We start from the raw sequence: 15,835 nt of genomic DNA, 5'->3' as shown, positions 1-15,835 counted from the left end.
GACAAAAGGACCCGTGCGGAGGCTGAGGCTTCAGCTGCCCGGCGACCCCGCCCGCGGACTGGGAACCGGTCTTCACCCTCGACGGTCTCCAGATGATCGGCCCCGCCGGCGGCCGTCCCGGTCGCCCCGAGGCCGAGCCCGGCTCGGAGGTGGTCGAACTGGGCGCCGGCGATGTGCCCGAGATGCTCGAACTCACGGCGCGGACCCGACCGGGACCGTTCTGGCCCCGCACCCGCGAACTGGGCACCTATCTGGGCGTCCGCGAGAACGGCACGTTGGTCGCCATGGCGGGCGAACGTCTCCGTCCGCCGGGATGGGCCGAGATCAGCGCCGTCTGCACCGCCCCCGAGGCGCGCGGACGCGGCCATGCCGCCCGTCTGGTGCGTGCGCTGGTCGCACGCATCACCTCCCGGAACGAGCGCCCGTTCCTCCACGTGGCCGCGGCCAACACCGACGCGATCGCGCTGTACGAGCGGCTCGGCTTCGTGGTCCGCAAGCGTGTGACGTTCCGCGGGTTCCGGACGCCGTGACGGCGACGGGTGCGGCAGGGCACGCGGGCCTCGGCACGCCCGTCCGCACGCCGTCGTGACCGCCGTTTACGGGGCGGTCAGTTTGAGGTTGTCGAGGATGGTCTTGGTGAGGTTGCGGTTGTCGTTCTCCTTGATCCGGATCCACACGCCGAAGGTGCCGCGGCTGTCGCGCAGGCCGACCTCGGTGACGGACGGCGTGCCGACCCGGCACCCGGTGAACCGCGTGATCGTGCCGGTCAGGGCCTTGTCGGGCGAGGTGTAGTTCTCCGTGCCAGCCGGGGTGCAGGTGCGGTGCCCCGACACGCCGGGCGGAGGCAGCTTGCCCTGCGCGACGTCCTTGGTGAGGCCGATGAACACTCCCGGGGCCGTCCCGTCGCCCTTGAACTGCGTCACGTTCGGGGTGGCGCGCAGCACCGGCCGGGCCTGCGCGTCGTTCAGCGCCACGGTCGTCGGCACCCAGGTGGGCTCCTGCCGGTCCAGCGGCCAGGCCCGCGGCACCGCCGCGCGGATCTTGCCGGAGGCGTCCGCGACCTGCGCGAAGTCCTGCGGGACGCGCGGCTTGCCGGGCTGCTTCTTCTCGTCGTCGCCGGACAGGACGGTGCCCAGCGCCAGCCCGACGACCAGCGCCACGCACAGCAGCGCCGCACCGATGACCAGCGGCAGGGGGACCTTCCGCGACGACGACCCGCCCCCGCCGCCCTGCTGCTTCGAGCGTCCCGGCAGCGCGATGTTCTTCAACCGCGCCAGCCGTCCCTGGCCTGCCCGGCCTCCCCGATTCTGCTGGGCCGGCTCGAAACCGGTGGGCGGCGGCGGTTGCCCTCCCTGGTACGGCGGCGTGCCGTGCGGGGCGGGCGGGAGCACCGCGGTCCTGTCGCCGGGCGGCTGCGCCGGCCCCGGGCCCTGCGGCCCCTGATGGCCGTGTTGCGGCGGGACGGGAAGCGCCGCCGTACGGTCGTCGTCCTGCGGGGCGCCGGGGGACGCCGGACCCTGGGGGCCGGGAGGACCCGGTGGGGTCGCGGGCGGGCCGAACGGCGTGGAGCCGCGGCCGCTCGGGTGGTCGACGACCGTGACCGCCTCCAGGTCGCCAACTTCCGACCAGTCCTGGCGGGTGGAGTCATCGTCCACCGGGGCCCCCGGCCCGGGCGATTGCGGGTAAAGCGGCTGAGGCGGGGATGGGTGAGGCTGGGGCGGCTGCGGCTGCCCCTGGTGGCTGGGCGGCTGCGGTTGGGGCGTCGGGGGCTGCTGGCGCTGCGGCTTGTCCCTGACGGTCCTCTCAACGTCGAACGTGCTGTAGGGCTCGTCCACGGCCGTCGGCGCCGGCTCCGCAGGAGGCGGCGGCGGAGCAGGAGCGGCGGACGGCGGCGCGGTGGACGATGGGGGCGCGGTGGACGATGGGGGAGCCGGAGCCGCGGACGGTTCGGCGGCCCCGCCGTCGGACGCGCCGCGTCCCTGCGCGGGCGGCGAGCTGGTCGGACGCAGCGTGGAGAGCGCCTCGGCGAACGCCTCGGCCGTGGGGTAGCGCTTCTCGCGTTCGACCTCCAGCGCGCGCAGGATGACCTCGTCGAACGCGGGCGGCACCCCTTCGCGCAGCTCGCTGGGCCGCTTCTTGACCGGGGCCGGCCCAGGGGGACGCCCGGCGATCATGTGGTACGTCAGCGCGCCCAGCCCGTACACGTCGGCCCGCACGTCCAGGCCGCCGCCGAAACGGGCCTGTTCGGGCGACATGTACCCCGGCGTGCCCACCGGCAGGGTGAACGCGCCGGAGGCGTGCGCCAGCGCCTTGGCCAGGCCCAGGTCGGCGATCAGCAGCCGCTCCCGCCCGTTGCGCGTGGACTGGAACAGCACGTTGGACGGTTTGAGATCGCGGTGGATCACGCCGAGCGCGTTGATGACCTCGACCCCGTACGCGATCTCCTCGGCGTACGCAAGGGCTTCGTTGACCGGAAGTGGCCGTTCGCGCATCCGGTCGCCGAGGGTGCCGCGGTCGGCGTAGGACATGACGAAGTAGGGGCGTCCGTCCGGAAGCTCCCCGATGTCGTGCACGCGGACGAGCCGCTCGGAGTCGGCGCGGCGCAGGATCCGCGCCTCCTCCAGGAAGCGATTGCGCACGTCGAGGTCGTCGAGGAGGCTCCCGGACAGCACCTTGATCGCGACCTGGGCGTCCAGCGCCTCGTCGTGCCCCAGCCACACTGAGGCGAACGCCCCGGATCCGAGGACCCGCTCGATTCGGTAACGACCGACAGTTGGTGGGAAGGACACTCCCGTATCATGCCCAACGAACGGGGTGTGTGTGCGAACGAGCTGAGGCGCGGCGATGGCACTGGACGACAGAACCGAGCAGCTGGCCGTCAAGGCCGCCCAGGGAGACCGGGCGGCGCTCGACGATCTGCTCCGCACGATCGAGCCCGACGTGCTGCGGCACTGCTCGCGTTTCCTGCCCTGCCGCCAGGACGCCGAGGAGGCGTGCCAGGACGCGCTGCTGCAGGTCGCCCGCAACATCCACCGGTTCGAGGGACGCTCCCGTTTCAGCACGTGGCTGCACGTGGTGGTCGCCAACTCGGCGCGTTCCACCTACCGCTCGCTCAAGCGCCGCTCGCTGGAGCAGGCGGGCGAGCTGCCGCAGCAGCGTCCCGACCCGCGCCGCACCAGCGTCATCGCCGGGTCCCGGGTCGACATCCTGGACGCCATGGAGGATCTGGAGGCCCGCAAGCCCGACCTGATCCAGGCCCTGGTGCTGCGGGACGTCTCCCAGCTGGAGTACGCCGAGATCGCCGAGCAGCTCAAGCTCCCGCTCGGCACGGTGAAGTCCCGCATCCACGAGGCCCGCAAGCAGGTCCGCCAGACCCTGGGCGAGTCCTACACCTGACGCCCGCGTCCGCGCCGCCGGCGCCCGCTCCGCACGGCCGCCCCCGCGCGGCCGGGCCGCGTGCCGGAATGTCTACAGGCGGCGGAATCCGCTGGTCAGCTGCTGCCAAGCATCCGTAATGCCTTGGCAAGCGTGCGCCTAGGCGCGCGATGGCGGGCGGGCCCGTCGGCCAGCATCCCGAGCATGTTTGCCCACACTGACCGCCCGATCTTCGTCCTCGGGTGCCCACGGTCGGGGACGACGCTGCTGCAGCTGATGCTGCACTCGCACCACCGGATCGCCGTCCCCGCCGAGACCCGGTTCGTCATCCCGGCCTGGACGTCGCGGTGCGACTTCGGTGACCTGCGCGACAGCCGGAACCGGCGGGCGCTGGCCGACTGGATCACCACCGGGCGGGGGACCAAGTTCGCCGACCTCGGCCTGGACGCCGACCGGACCGCCGACGAGATCGTGTCCGCTCCCCCCACGCTGGGGTCGGCGCTGGCCGTCGTGTTCCGCGCCTACGCCCGCCGCTTCGACCGGGTGCGCTGGGGCGACAAGCGGCCCAGCTACTTCCGGTACGTCGACGCGCTGCGGCGGATGTACCCCGACGCCCAGTTCGTCCACGTGGTCCGCGACGGCCGCGACTGCGTGGCCTCGCTCAAGGAGATGCCCTGGTACAAGCAGGACATCAACCACGCCATCTGCGTCTGGCGGGAGGCGATCGACCAGGGCCGCCGGTACGCCGCCGAACTCGGCCCCGACGCCTACTACGAGCTGCAGTACGAGCGGCTCGTCGCCGACCCGGCCGACGAGCTGATGCGGCTGTGCGCGTTCCTCGGCGAGGAGTACGACCCCGCCATGACCGAGCCGAACAGGGTCGCGCGGCTGACCGTCCCGCCGCAGAAGAAGTGGCACCGCCGCACCCACGGCGCCGTCGACGGCGGCAGCGTGGGGTCCTGGACGCGGCGGCTGGAGCCGTGGGAGGTCGGCCTGGCCGAGGCGGCGTTCGGGGACCGGCTGGCCGAGTACGGCTACGAGCCGAGCGGCGCGCCTCGTCCCACGCGGGGGCAGCTGGCCCGGCTCGCCAAGGTCAGCACCCACCGCCGCATGTCCCAGAGCAAGCAGCGGATGCGGGAGCGGTGGCGCACGCGCAACGAGCCGAACCCGGTCGAGTCGCTGCTCACCACCGTGTGGACCGGACCCGCCCCGCTCATCGTCGAGCCCGCCTCGCCGCTGGGCATGGTGCCCGCGCCGTCCCCCGTCCCGCTGGCCGAACGCCGCGCCGAACCGGCCCGCACCGGCCACCCGGGCATCTGACCACGTCCGCCTCGCCGCTCCCGGCGTCGGCCTGGGCGGGGTCAGTCGAGGGCGGCCAGCTGGTCGGCGAACCAGCGGCGTGGGGGGAGCGCGGTGGCGGCGGCGGCCAGCCGGGCGCTGCGTTCGGCGCGGCGGTCGGGCGGCATCAGCAGCGCCTGGTGCAGCGCCTCGGCGGTCTGCGACACGTCGTAGGGGTTGACGACCAGCGCGTCGGCCGCCAGTTCGGCCGCCGCGCCCGCCTCCCGCGACAGCACCAGGGCGCAGCCGTGCTCCGACACCACCGGGCCCTCCTTGGCGACCAGGTTCATGCCGTCGCGGATCGGGTTGACCACCAGCACGTCGGCCATCCCGTAGGCGGCGAGCGAGCGCGGATAGTCGTCGTTGACCTGCAGGATCAGCGGATCCCAGGTCGCGGTGCCGTACTCGTCGACGATCTGCGCGGCCAGCCGCTGCACCGCCGCCGTGTACTCGCGGTACTCGGGCAGGTCGTGCCGGGACGGGTAGGCGAACGCCAGGTGCACCACGCGGCCGTGCCACTCGGGATGGTTGGCGAGCATCTCCCGGTAGGCGGCCAGGCCGCGCACGATGTTCTTGGACAGCTCGGTCCGGTCGATCCGCACGATGAGCCGCCGGTCGCCGACCTGCTCGCGCAGCGCCCGGCGGCGTTCGGCGACGTCCGGTTCGGCGGCGCGCGCCCGCAGTTGCTGCCCGTCGACGCCGAGCGCGTGCACGCCGACGCGGGTGACGTGGCCGGCGAAGGTCACCGTCCGGGCCGCGCGGTCGACCCGGGCGCCCGGCAGCAGCTGCTCGCAGCAGTCCAGGAACGCCGCGGCCCACCGTTCGGCGAGGAAACCGGCGTGGTCGGCGCCGAGGATGCCGTCCAGCACCGCCGCGCCGACGTCGTCGGGCAGCAGCCGGTAGTACTCGGGGGACGCCCACGGCGTGTGCGAGAAGTGCACGATCTTCAGGTCGGGGCGGCGGTCGCGCAGCATCCGCGGCGCCAGCGACAGGTGGTAGTCCTGCACCGCCGCCTTGGCACCCGGGGCGGCGTCGCGGGCCAGGGCGTCGGCGAACGCCGCGTTGTACGCCTCGTACGACTGCCAGTCGCGCCGTGCGCGCGCGTCGAAGTGCGGGACGCGGGGCGTGTCGTAGAGCAGGTGGTGGACGAACCACAGCGTGGAGTTGGCCACGGCGTTGTAGGCGCGGTGGAACGTGGCGGGCGGTATGTCGAGCATGCGCACGGCCGCCCCGCCCGTGTCGTGCCCGTCCAGGTCGAGCCTGCCCTCGGGGGCGCGACGCGCGGCCGAGCGGTCGGCCTCCCCGAGCGCCGCGCACACCCACAGCACGTCTGGCGGCGCGCAGCCGTCGTCCGGCTCGCGCCCGCCGCCCGTCACCGCGGCCAGCCCCGACACCAGGCCGCCCCCGCCGCGCCGCAGCGTCAGGGAGCCGTCGTCGGCGAGCGAGAACGACACCGGGCCGCGGTTCGACGCCACCAGCACTTGGCTCATAGGGGAAGCGTCTCAGTTCGTGAGCGCGCGCTTCAAAGAGACCCGCAGGAAGGCGTTTTCGGGCCGTCCCCAGACGGTGCAATGCCCGGTGTCACAGGGCCCCGGCGTGTATGTCGATCTTCTCCGGGTAAACGAGCGCGGCGTGAGCAGGGCCGAGACGACGAAAACCGTTCTGGTCGCGGGGACGGCGAACCTGTTGCTGGCGATCACCAAGCTGGTCGCGGGGGTGCTGGCGGGGTCCAGCGCCATGCTGGCCGAGGGCGCGCACTCGGTGGCCGACACCCTCAACCAGGCGTTCCTGCTGGCCTCGCTGCGGCGCAGCGCGCGCCCGCCGGACCGGCGGCACCCCTTCGGATACGGCAACGAGCGGTACTTCTGGTCGCTGCTGGCGGCGTTCGGGATCCTCGTCGCCGGGGCCGGCTACTCGATCTTCGAGGGCGTGCTGGCGATCGTCGGCCGGGAGCCGGGCGGCGAGCAGGTCTGGCTGGCCTTCACCGTGCTGGCCGTCGCGGCGGTGCTGGAGGGGACGTCCTGGCTGCGGGCCTTCACCCAGGCGCGCCGCGAGGCCCGCGGCACCGTGGTCGGCCATGTGCGCCGGACCCCCGACGTGACGTTCAAGGCGGCCCTCTTCGAGGACACCGCCGCGATGATCGGCCTGGCGTTCGCCGCGGCCGGGCTGACGCTGCGGGAGGTGACCGGCTCGCCGGTCTGGGACGGGATCGCCTCCATCCTCATCGGGCTGCTGCTGGTCGTGGTGGCGTTCGCGCTCGGCCGCGACAGCCGGCACCTGCTCATCGGGCAGGCCGCCGACCCCGCCGCGCAGCGCGAGATCCGCGCGGAGATCACCGCCGCGCCCGGGGTGGACGGCGTGGAGGAGCTGTTCACCATGCACTTCGGCCCGGAGGAGATCCTCGTGGCCGCCAAGGTGCACTTCTCCGACGCCATCAGCGCCGACGAGGCCGAGGACATCGCCGGGGACATCGACCGGCGGCTGCGCGAGCGGCTGCCCGCCGTCCGCCACGTCTTCCTCGACCCCACCCAGGAAGACGCCCCCCAGCGGGACCCCGCTCCGTCGATGGACCAGGCCCGGCGCGACCTCACCGGGTAGCCGTGACGGCCCGGCTCGGCTGCCGGGGACGGCGCGTGGCGCGAGCGGCCCTGACCTGTCCGGCCGGGACGCGTGACGTGGCGAGGGGGTGGGTAATGTCTCACACTGCGAGACCCTCTTGTCCGGCAACCGGTCAGATCATGTAAAGTCGCGCATACGACGTGATACCGCTCATGCGGAACGTTCGGCGAACGAGCGTTCCCTCCACGTGGACACACGCGACGGCGGCCGCCCCCGGCGGCCCGCACCACAACTGAAGAACGCTCATCCAGAGGGGTGGAGGGACCGGCCCTGTGAAGCCCCGGCAACCACCTGGTTCGTAAGCGCTCGCGATCCCGCGAGGCCGGCCAGGAAATGGTGCCAACTCCGGCCTGCGACCAAGGTGGCGCAGGAAAGATGGGGAGAAAGGCCTCGCCACATGGCTGTCACGCCTGCCGTCGATCTGGGACCCGCGACCGCCCTCACCTGCCGCGAATGCGGTCACACCCGCGAACTCGGCCCGCACTACGCGTGTCAGGAGTGTTTCGGCCCGCTGGAGATCTCCTACGACTTCTCCGGCGTCTCCCGCGCCGACATCGAGGCCGGGCCGCGCAACATCTGGCGCTACCGCGGGCTGCTGCCGGTGCCGGGCAACGTCGCCGACACCCCCAACACCGAGCCGGGCCTGACCCGCCTCGTCCGCGCCGACCAGCTCGCCGAGTCGCTGGGCCTGCGCCGCCTGTGGGTCAAGGACGACAGCGGCAACCCCACCCACTCGTTCAAGGACCGCGTGGTCGCGGTGGCGCTCGCCGCCGCCCGCGAGCTCGGCTTCAAGGTGCTGGCCTGCCCGTCCACCGGCAACCTGGCCAACGCGGTCGCGGCCGCCGCGGCCCGGGCGGGCATCCGCAGCGCGGTGTTCGTCCCGTCCGACCTGGAACGGCAGAAGATCCTCACCACGGCGGTGTACGGCGGCACGTTCGTCACCGTCGACGGCAACTACGACGACGTCAACCGGCTGGCCTCCGAGATCGCCGGCGAGCAGGACGACTGGGCCTTCGTCAACGTCAACGTGCGCCCCTACTACGCCGAGGGCTCCAAGACCCTCGGCTACGAGATCGCCGAGCAGCTCGGCTGGCGGCTGCCCGACCAGATCGTGGTCCCGGTCGCCTCCGGCTCCCAGCTCACCAAGATCGACAAGGCGTTCCAGGAGCTGATCAAGCTCGGCCTGGTCGAGGACAAGCCGTACCGGGTCTTCGGCGCCCAGGCCACCGGGTGCTCGCCGGTGGCGGCCGCGTTCAAGCAGGGCCACGACGTCGTCCGGCCGGTCAAGCCCGACACCATCGCCAAGTCGCTGGCCATCGGCAACCCCGCCGACGGCCCGTACGTGCTGGACGTGACGCGCCGCACCGGCGGCGCGGTCGAGGACGTCACCGACGAGCAGGTCGTCGAGGGCATCCGGCTGCTGGCCCGCACCGAGGGCATCTTCGGCGAGACCGCGGGCGGCGTCACCGTCGCGTCCCTGCGCAAGCTGGCCGAGTCCGGCGCCCTCGACCCCGAGGCCGAAACCGTGATCATCAACTCCGGGGACGGGCTGAAGACCCTGGACGCCGTCGCCCCCGTCGTCGCGCCGACCGCGAACATCGCCCCCTCCCTGGAGGCGTTCCGCGCCGCGGGCCTGGCCTGACCGGACGCCCGCCGCGGCCGCGCGTCTCTTCGGCGGCCGCGCATCCCGTCGTACGACCCGAGCACTTCGAGGAGCCAGCATGAGCACCGTGTCCGTTCGGATCCCGACGATCCTGCGGAGCTACACCGGCGGCGAGGCGGAGGTCAAGGCCGAGGGCGCCACGCTGCGCGCGGTCGTGGCCGACCTGGAGGCCAGCTACTCCGGCATCTCCGCCCGCATCCTGGACGACAACGGCAAGATCCGCCGCTTCGTCAACGTGTACGTGGGCGACGAGGACGTCCGGTTCGCCGAGGGCCTGGACACCCCGACCCCCGAGGGCGCGCAGATCTCCATCATCCCGGCCGTCGCCGGCGGCTGACGGCACCGACAACGGCCCGCGCCCGGCACCCGTCGGGCGCGGGTCGCTTTTTCCCGCGCGCGGGACAAAGCACGAAAACCGGCTTCCCGTTCGCCGCCATCGGGTACGGGCCCCTCATGGGCATAGCGGAGGACGTCGCGGGGACGGTGGAAAGTCATCCCATGGTCCGGAAGGTGAACCTGGTCGGCTCCCGGGCGCGCGGAAACGCCACCGAGTTGTCGGACTGGGACTTCCACGTCACCGTGGACGACTTCGCCGGGGTCGCCGCCGTCCTGCCGGGCATGGTCGCCCCGTACGGGCCGCTGGCCGCCCAATGGGACCCGCTCGGCGACTGCGCGAGTTATCTGCTGATCTTCCCCGGTCCCGTCAAGGTCGACCTGCTCTTCCCGGAGATGCCGCGCAGCTGGAACCCGCCGTGGCGGGTCGGCCCCGACACCCTTCCCGCGATCGACGCGCACTTCTGGGACTGGGCGTTGTCGCTGGCCGGCAAGCGCCGCCACGGAAAGTCCGACCGCGTCCGCGGCGAACTGCTGAAGATGACGCGATTCCTGCTGGGCCCACTCGGAGTGCGGACCGTCCCGCAATCCCTGGAGGACGCCGCGGCGCGTTTCGTACGGGCCCGCGACCGCCTGGAGTCGCGATATGGGCTGCGCATCTCCCGGCGCCTGGAGGAAGAGGTTCTGCCGCTCCTGCGCACTCCCGAGACCGGCCATTACCGCCCGTCCGGCCTTCCCTCGTGAACGGCCGCCCTCCCCGACGGGCGCGGTTTCGCCATGCCTCTCGCGGGGCGGGCGCGGCTCCTCCCGCCTGCGGCGCCTGCGCGCGGAACACGGCCCCTCCCGGTGACGCGACCCGGGTCCGCGTTCAGCGAACGTTCCGCGAACGTGCCGCGACGAGCGGCGGACGGCCACCCGCGGCGGCGCCCGGCCCGCCCCCGATGCCGGATGCTTTCGCAGGTCAGGGGGTGTCCCGGCAGGTAAGGAGGGTACAGCCGGGGGGAAGGTCGGCCGCTTGCACTCGGACGGGTAGAGTGCTAAACACGTCGTTGGCACTCTACTGTGGAGAGTGACAATCCCACAGTGTGGGTCGGGGCGATGAGGCCATGCCTCCGGCGGCGGAATGGCAGCCGTCGGGCAGGTCGTCCGTCGCGGGCATCGGCTCGATCCGTAAGGCCACCCTGTTCCGGGAGGACTGGAGCCTATGGCTGCAAAGATGATCTCGTTCGACGAGGATGCCCGGCGCGGCCTCGAGCGCGGTATGAACCAGCTCGCGGACGCCGTCAAGGTCACCCTTGGCCCCAAGGGCCGCAACGTCGTGCTGGAGAAGAAGTGGGGCGCCCCCACGATCACCAACGACGGCGTGTCGATCGCCAAGGAGATCGAGCTGGAGGACCCCTGGGAGAAGATCGGCGCCGAGCTGGTCAAGGAGGTCGCCAAGAAGACCGACGACGTCGCCGGTGACGGCACCACGACCGCCACCGTGCTGGCCCAGGCGCTGGTACGCGAGGGCCTGCGCAACGTCGCGGCCGGTGCCAACCCGATGTCGCTCAAGCGCGGCATCGAGGCCGCGGTCGAGCGGGTCAGCGAGGAGCTGTCCAAGCTGGCCAAGGACGTCGAGACCAAGGAGCAGATCGCCTCCACCGCCTCCATCTCCGCGGGTGACACCCAGATCGGCGAGATGATCGCCGAGGCGATGGACAAGGTCGGCAAGGAAGGCGTCATCACCGTCGAGGAGAGCCAGACCTTCGGCCTGGAGCTGGAGCTCACCGAGGGTATGCGCTTCGACAAGGGCTACATCTCGCACTACTTCGTGACCGACCCCGAGCGGATGGAAGCGGTCCTGGAGGACCCGTACATCCTGATCGTCCAGGGGAAGGTGTCGGCCAACAAGGACCTGCTGCCGGTCCTGGAGTCGGTCATGCAGGCCGGCAAGCCGCTGCTGCTGATCGCCGAGGACGTCGAGGGCGAGGCCCTGGCCACCCTGATCGTCAACAAGATCCGCGGCATCTTCAAGTCGGTGGCCGTCAAGGCCCCCGGCTTCGGCGACCGCCGCAAGGCCATGCTGGGCGACATCGCCACCCTGACCGGCGGCCAGGTCATCAGCGAGGACGTCGGCCTGAAGCTGGAGAACACCACCGTCGACATGCTGGGCCGCGCCCGCAAGGTCGTCGTCTCCAAGGAGGAGACCACGATCGTCGACGGCGCCGGTGACGCCAACGAGATCGCGGGCCGGGTCAACCAGATCCGGGTCGAGATCGACAACACCGACTCCGACTACGACCGCGAGAAGCTGCAGGAGCGGCTGGCCAAGCTGGCCGGCGGCGTGGCGGTCATCAAGGCCGGCGCGGCCACCGAGGTCGAGCTGAAGGAGCGCAAGCACCGCATCGAGGACGCCGTCCGCAACGCGAAGGCGGCCGTCGAGGAGGGCATCGTCCCCGGCGGTGGCGTGGCGCTGCTGCAGGCGGGCGCCAAGGCGTTCGACAAGCTGGAGCTGAACGGCGACGAGGCCACCGGCGCCAACATCGTCAAGCGCGCGCTGGAGGAGCCGCTCAAGCAGATCGCGGTCAACGCCGGCCTCGAGGGCGGCGTCGTGGTCGAGAAGGTCCGCTCGATCGAGCCGGGCCAGGGCCTGAACGCCGCGACCGGCGACTACGTCAACATGTTCGAGGCGGGCATCATCGACCCGGCCAAGGTGACCCGGTCGGCGCTGCAGAACGCCTCGTCCATCGCGGCGCTGTTCCTGACCACCGAGGCCGTCATCGCCGAGAAGCCGGAGAAGGAGAAGGCCCCGGCGGGCATGCCCGACGGCGGCGGCATGGACTTCTGAGTCCGGCTCCGTACGACTCGGTACGCCTGGCAGAGGGGCGGTTCCCCACGGGACCGCCCCTCTTCGCGTTCGCGGGCCGCCCGGCACGGCCCGATTAGTCTTTCCGCGGGAGGTGGGACGGTGGCGGACGCCGAGCACGTGAACATCTGGATGCTGCCCGAACGTCCGGCCCGGGGACCGAGGCCCGCCTACAGCAGGGCGCAGATCACCGAGGCGGCCGTGCGGATCGCCGACGCCGAGGGACTGGACGCGGCCTCCATGCGCAGGATCGCCGCCGAGATCGGCGCGGGCGCCATGTCGCTGTACCGGTACGTCCCGAGCCGCACCGACCTGATCGAGCTGATGATCGACCACGCCCTCGGCGAGTTGGACCTGCCGGAACATCCCTCGGGCGACTGGCGCGGCGACGTCACCCTGCTGGCCGGGCGGCAGCGGGCCATGCTGCTGCGGCATCCCTGGATGCTGGGGCTGCGGCGACGTCCCGGATTCGGGCCCAACCAGCTGCGCCTGATCGAGTTCGGCTGCCGGGCGCTGGACTTCGGCCAGCCCATCGACGACATCCTCGCCGCGTACGCGATGCTCAACGGCTACGTCGAGCAGGCCGTCGCGGAGCAGCTGACCTGGATCGAGGAGCAACGCCGCACCGGCATGAGCCGCGAGGACGTGATGGTGCGCAATTCCGCCTACGTCCGCCAGATCCTGGCCAGTGGCGAGTACCCGATGTTCATCCGCATCATCCGCGACGCCGTCCAGCCGCACATGGACGACGACCGGCGCTTCCACTACGGCCTCGACCGCGTCATGACCTGCATGGCCGCGATCCTCCCCACCGACAACACCACAAGAGCCCCCGCCGACACCCCAGGGGAAGGCAACCGCCCCCCGGACACGGGACCCCACTGAGTTCGAGCGGGGCCGCCCGGCCGGGGAAGGGCGGGGGAGGGCACGTGCTCAGGGGCCGCATTCGGGCCATTGGCACGGTTGAGGTCGCCGGCGCGTTGTCAGGGTGATGCGTTGACGCGGTCAGACCGGACGCCTGCGGGAGGTGTGGAATGACGGACGCGTTCGGCGCGATGCGCCACGTGTACGGTCTCTTCGGCGCGTCCATCCTGCGTGTCGAGCAGCCCAGGCGGCTGCCCGCCGCCAAGTCCCAGTACAGGATCTTCGACGGGCCCGGGACGCTGGTCGCCGAGGCGGAGGAGGAGAACGTCTCCATCCGCCGTCAGGCGTCCCGCGTGCTGTGGGGCGGCTCGGAGGCTTCCGCCCGCACCGTGCGGGTGTCCGACCCGCAGGGCGTGCCGCTCATGGTCATCGACAAGCCCGTGCATTCGCAGAACGCAACCGTGTACGACCCGGACGGCGCGTTCGTCGGCGTGTTCCAGCAGGAAGACCACACCTTCCGCTACGGCCTCCACGACGTCGCCGGACGGCGCGTCGGCGAGCTCAAGGGCAACCGGCTCGGCCGCAGGTTCGCGGTGCTCGACGCCCACGGCGCGCACGTCGCCCAGGTCGACAAGAAGTGGGCGGGCGTCGGCAAGGAGGTCCTGACCACCGCCGACCGCTACACCGTGGAGATCTACCGGTCGCTCCCGTACCCGCTGCGGCACCTCGTCGTCGCGGCCGCCCTCGCGATGGACATGATCCATTACGAGGAGAAGGACTATTTCAACTGACCGCGCCACCCGTGACCGGGGAGCGCGCGGGGCTACGCCGCTGCGCCGACCGCGTCGGTGCCGTAACACGCCTCGGCCCTCGGCGGGGGTTCCCCTCGCCGTCCCGCCTTGGCAGGATCACCCAAGCGCCGCCACGCACCGAACCGGTGCCGGGCCCCGGCCGTACCGTTGTGCGGATCGCGTCGGCGGCGGACGGAGCCGGTCATCGCGGACCGCGCACGCGAACGAGGCCAGGAGGACACGTGAGCGATTTCTTCGGCGCTTCGGTGCTCAGAGTCGAACAGCCTCGCAGAGGCCCGTTCGCCAGATCCAAGTACAAGGTCATGGACCGTGACGGCACGGTGCTGGCCCTCGCCGACGAGACCGGCGCGCGCGGCCGCACCGAGACGCTGCGGACGGTGTTCCCCGGCAAGTCCGAACTGGACGCCCGGGCGGTGCTGCTCAGCACGCCGGACGGGGAACCGCTGCTGATCGTCGACAAGGAGCGCGGCCGGATGCTCACCGCGGTGCGGCGCCCGGAGGGCGAGCTGGTCGGCACGATCCGCACCGAGCGCGTCGGCCGCCTGTACAGGCTCTACGACGGCGACGACAAGCGCATCGGCGAGATCGCGGTGGACGTGGCGCGCAGCAACTTCGTGGTGAGCGACGGCGAGGGCAACCGGGTCGCACGCGTTCGCAAGAAGTGGGCCGGCCTGGCGACGCACCTGCTGACGACGGCCGACAAGTACGACGTGGAGATCCACGACCCTGTTCCGGAGCCGCTGCGGACGTTGGCGGCGACGACGGCGATCGCCATGGACATGACGCTCCACGAGTCCAAGGACATCACCTGACCCGGGACGCCCGGAAACCCCGAGCTTGGTCACCTCGGGCATGGTGCGTCTCTTCCTCGGGCGCCGGCCGGGCGGCTTGAGGTGAGGACTCGGACATGTCCCGGCGACCGAGGTTTGAGCCCAGGGTGCGGCGAGGTAACTAACGGTCGTGCAGGCCATGCCCGAACGTTCGACCGGTTGGTGGATATCACCGGCAATACCGACCATCGCCAACTGCGTGCTGGCCGCACTCTGGGTCTTCTCCACGGCCGGAGGGTGGGCCGTGTCGGCGTTCTGCGGAAATGCCGAGGAGCGCGACGGAACATGCGCGGCCGACGTCGCCATGGCCGAGGGGGCGTCCGTGCCGTTGGCGGTCGTCGCCGCCTTCATCGCGGTCACCGCCTGGGCTGTGCCGGCGGTCCGCCGCAGGTACGACCGGCTCGACGGGTTTCTCACTGTCGCGGCCCTCGTCTGGGTGGCGGCCGAGGGGGTTCTCTTCGTCGGCGGGTACGTGGCCAAACCGTGACCACCGCGATCTGTGGGCATTCGTACTGGTAGGAGGCGCGGACGCCCGACACGTGCGGGGCGTGTGCGCCAGCCGGTTTGACGAGGGCCCCTCGTGGGCATACTGTTCTCTTCGCCCCACGGGGAAACGAACGCCAAGGGCGGTCGGCCCGGGGGTATCCACCACCGTTCTCCACAGCGGAGCGGCGTACGCCGCCTCCGTCGTGTGTGCGCGTGTGGCGGCATCGGAAACAGCGCGATTTTGACAATCGGGCCGGATCTGATGAAATAGCACGGCCGCCCGGAAGTCGCCGCGAAAGTGGCGCCGGAAGGACGGATACCGGAAAAGAGCGGGAAATTGACAGCCCGATCGGATCTGGTAAATTAGAAGAGTCGCCCCGGGGGCGGGAAACGCGAAAGCGGGAACCGCGCGGTGGGTGTCCGTTTCTTGAGAACTCAACAGCGTGTTAAAAGCCAGTGCCTTTAGTTGGCTGGACGGAATCGTCTGGCCACCCCCGTTGCCCTGGGCCTGTGTGTCCGGGGTGGGGATTTCTTTGAGGCAGGCAGTCTTTCGGGACTGCGTTGCCGGGATTTTTTCTCTGAGGTTTGGCCCGTCCGTGTGGTGGGTCGTTGGACCTTGATGGAGAGTTTGATCCTGGCTCAGGACGAACGCTGGCGGCGTGCTTAA

At 71.6% G+C, this 15,835-nt stretch carries 14 protein-coding genes and 1 riboswitch; of the genes, 12 read left to right on the top strand and 2 right to left on the bottom strand.

The window, feature by feature from the left end; translation table 11 throughout:
* Positions 1 to 92: 92 nt before the first annotated feature.
* A complete protein-coding gene (locus ABZ801_RS25010) occupies positions 93 to 530 on the top strand; it encodes a GNAT family N-acetyltransferase (RefSeq protein ID WP_360701952.1) in 438 nt (145 codons plus the stop codon).
* Positions 531 to 596: 66 nt separating this feature from the next.
* Here ABZ801_RS25010 and ABZ801_RS25005 read toward each other — a convergent pair whose 3' ends face one another.
* Positions 597 to 2,789 (bottom strand): serine/threonine-protein kinase, encoded by a 2,193-nt coding sequence (locus ABZ801_RS25005; protein ID WP_360701949.1) that lies wholly within the window; start codon positions 2,787 to 2,789, stop codon positions 597 to 599.
* Positions 2,790 to 2,844: 55 nt separating this feature from the next.
* Between ABZ801_RS25005 and ABZ801_RS25000 the strand changes: the two genes are divergently transcribed.
* Together ABZ801_RS25000 and ABZ801_RS24995 are read left to right on the top strand one after the other, a co-directional pair.
* A complete protein-coding gene (locus ABZ801_RS25000) occupies positions 2,845 to 3,396 on the top strand; it encodes an RNA polymerase sigma factor (protein WP_344943590.1) in 552 nt (183 codons plus the stop codon).
* 183 nt (positions 3,397 to 3,579) lie between these two features.
* Positions 3,580 to 4,695, top strand: a complete 1,116-nt coding sequence (locus ABZ801_RS24995; RefSeq protein WP_360701945.1) for a sulfotransferase — start codon at positions 3,580 to 3,582, stop codon at positions 4,693 to 4,695.
* Between the two features lie 41 nt (positions 4,696 to 4,736).
* On the opposite strand, the gene ABZ801_RS24990 is transcribed toward ABZ801_RS24995, so the two are convergent.
* A complete protein-coding gene (locus ABZ801_RS24990; protein ID WP_344943585.1) occupies positions 4,737 to 6,203 on the bottom strand; it encodes a trehalose-6-phosphate synthase in 1,467 nt (488 codons plus the stop codon).
* Between the two features lie 142 nt (positions 6,204 to 6,345).
* On the opposite strand from ABZ801_RS24990, the gene ABZ801_RS24985 reads away from it, so the two are divergent.
* The 9 genes from ABZ801_RS24985 to ABZ801_RS24945 all read left to right on the top strand — a co-directional run bounded on the left by ABZ801_RS24985 (position 6,346) and on the right by ABZ801_RS24945 (position 15,169).
* Positions 6,346 to 7,311 carry a cation diffusion facilitator family transporter gene (locus ABZ801_RS24985; RefSeq protein WP_360701942.1) on the top strand — a complete coding sequence of 322 codons (966 nt, stop codon included), beginning with the start codon at positions 6,346 to 6,348 and terminating at the stop codon, positions 7,309 to 7,311.
* A gap of 261 nt (positions 7,312 to 7,572) precedes the next feature.
* A riboswitch (SAM riboswitch) is annotated at positions 7,573 to 7,714 on the top strand.
* 15 nt (positions 7,715 to 7,729) lie between these two features.
* Positions 7,730 to 8,974: a threonine synthase gene (thrC, locus tag ABZ801_RS24980; RefSeq protein WP_360701939.1), complete on the top strand. Its 1,245-nt coding sequence runs from the start codon at positions 7,730 to 7,732 to the stop codon at positions 8,972 to 8,974.
* Positions 8,975 to 9,053: 79 nt separating this feature from the next.
* Positions 9,054 to 9,332, top strand: a complete 279-nt coding sequence (locus tag ABZ801_RS24975; protein WP_344943577.1) for a MoaD/ThiS family protein — start codon at positions 9,054 to 9,056, stop codon at positions 9,330 to 9,332.
* Positions 9,333 to 9,493: 161 nt separating this feature from the next.
* Complete coding sequence (locus tag ABZ801_RS24970) at positions 9,494 to 10,072, top strand: nucleotidyltransferase domain-containing protein (RefSeq protein ID WP_360701936.1); 579 nt, start codon at positions 9,494 to 9,496, stop codon at positions 10,070 to 10,072.
* 460 nt (positions 10,073 to 10,532) lie between these two features.
* Positions 10,533 to 12,158, top strand: a complete 1,626-nt coding sequence (gene groL / locus ABZ801_RS24965) for a chaperonin GroEL (RefSeq protein ID WP_344943572.1) — start codon at positions 10,533 to 10,535, stop codon at positions 12,156 to 12,158.
* 120 nt (positions 12,159 to 12,278) lie between these two features.
* Positions 12,279 to 13,061 carry a TetR/AcrR family transcriptional regulator gene (locus tag ABZ801_RS24960; protein ID WP_360701933.1) on the top strand — a complete coding sequence of 261 codons (783 nt, stop codon included), beginning with the start codon at positions 12,279 to 12,281 and terminating at the stop codon, positions 13,059 to 13,061.
* Between the two features lie 149 nt (positions 13,062 to 13,210).
* On the top strand, positions 13,211 to 13,831 hold the full coding sequence (locus ABZ801_RS24955; RefSeq protein ID WP_360701930.1) for a phospholipid scramblase-related protein: 621 nt from the start codon (positions 13,211 to 13,213) through the stop codon (positions 13,829 to 13,831).
* 242 nt (positions 13,832 to 14,073) lie between these two features.
* Positions 14,074 to 14,664: a phospholipid scramblase-related protein gene (locus tag ABZ801_RS24950; RefSeq protein WP_360701927.1), complete on the top strand. Its 591-nt coding sequence runs from the start codon at positions 14,074 to 14,076 to the stop codon at positions 14,662 to 14,664.
* A gap of 148 nt (positions 14,665 to 14,812) precedes the next feature.
* Positions 14,813 to 15,169 carry a hypothetical protein gene (locus ABZ801_RS24945; RefSeq protein WP_360701924.1) on the top strand — a complete coding sequence of 119 codons (357 nt, stop codon included), beginning with the start codon at positions 14,813 to 14,815 and terminating at the stop codon, positions 15,167 to 15,169.
* Positions 15,170 to 15,835 lie beyond the last annotated feature (666 nt).

The sequence above is a fragment of the Actinomadura sp. NPDC047616 genome (genome assembly GCF_040642915.1).
Lineage (GTDB): Bacteria > Actinomycetota > Actinomycetes > Streptosporangiales > Streptosporangiaceae > Spirillospora > Spirillospora miaoliensis.
This window is presented reverse-complemented; position numbering and strand designations above follow the sequence as displayed.

Excerpts from the sequence above, each read along its gene's own strand:
- thrC (WP_360701939.1), top strand. The coding sequence starts at position 7,730 with ATGGCTGTCACGCCTGCCGTCGATCTGGGACCCGCGACCGCCCTCACC.
- ABZ801_RS24955 (WP_360701930.1), top strand. The coding sequence starts at position 13,211 with ATGACGGACGCGTTCGGCGCGATGCGCCACGTGTACGGTCTCTTCGGC.
- ABZ801_RS24995 (WP_360701945.1), top strand. The coding sequence starts at position 3,580 with ATGTTTGCCCACACTGACCGCCCGATCTTCGTCCTCGGGTGCCCACGG.
- ABZ801_RS24975 (WP_344943577.1), top strand. The coding sequence starts at position 9,054 with ATGAGCACCGTGTCCGTTCGGATCCCGACGATCCTGCGGAGCTACACC.
- ABZ801_RS25000 (WP_344943590.1), top strand. The coding sequence starts at position 2,845 with ATGGCACTGGACGACAGAACCGAGCAGCTGGCCGTCAAGGCCGCCCAG.
- ABZ801_RS24990 (WP_344943585.1), bottom strand. The coding sequence starts at position 6,203 with ATGAGCCAAGTGCTGGTGGCGTCGAACCGCGGCCCGGTGTCGTTCTCG.
- groL (WP_344943572.1), top strand. The coding sequence starts at position 10,533 with ATGGCTGCAAAGATGATCTCGTTCGACGAGGATGCCCGGCGCGGCCTC.
- ABZ801_RS25010 (WP_360701952.1), top strand. The coding sequence starts at position 93 with ATGATCGGCCCCGCCGGCGGCCGTCCCGGTCGCCCCGAGGCCGAGCCC.
- ABZ801_RS24970 (WP_360701936.1), top strand. The coding sequence starts at position 9,494 with ATGGTCCGGAAGGTGAACCTGGTCGGCTCCCGGGCGCGCGGAAACGCC.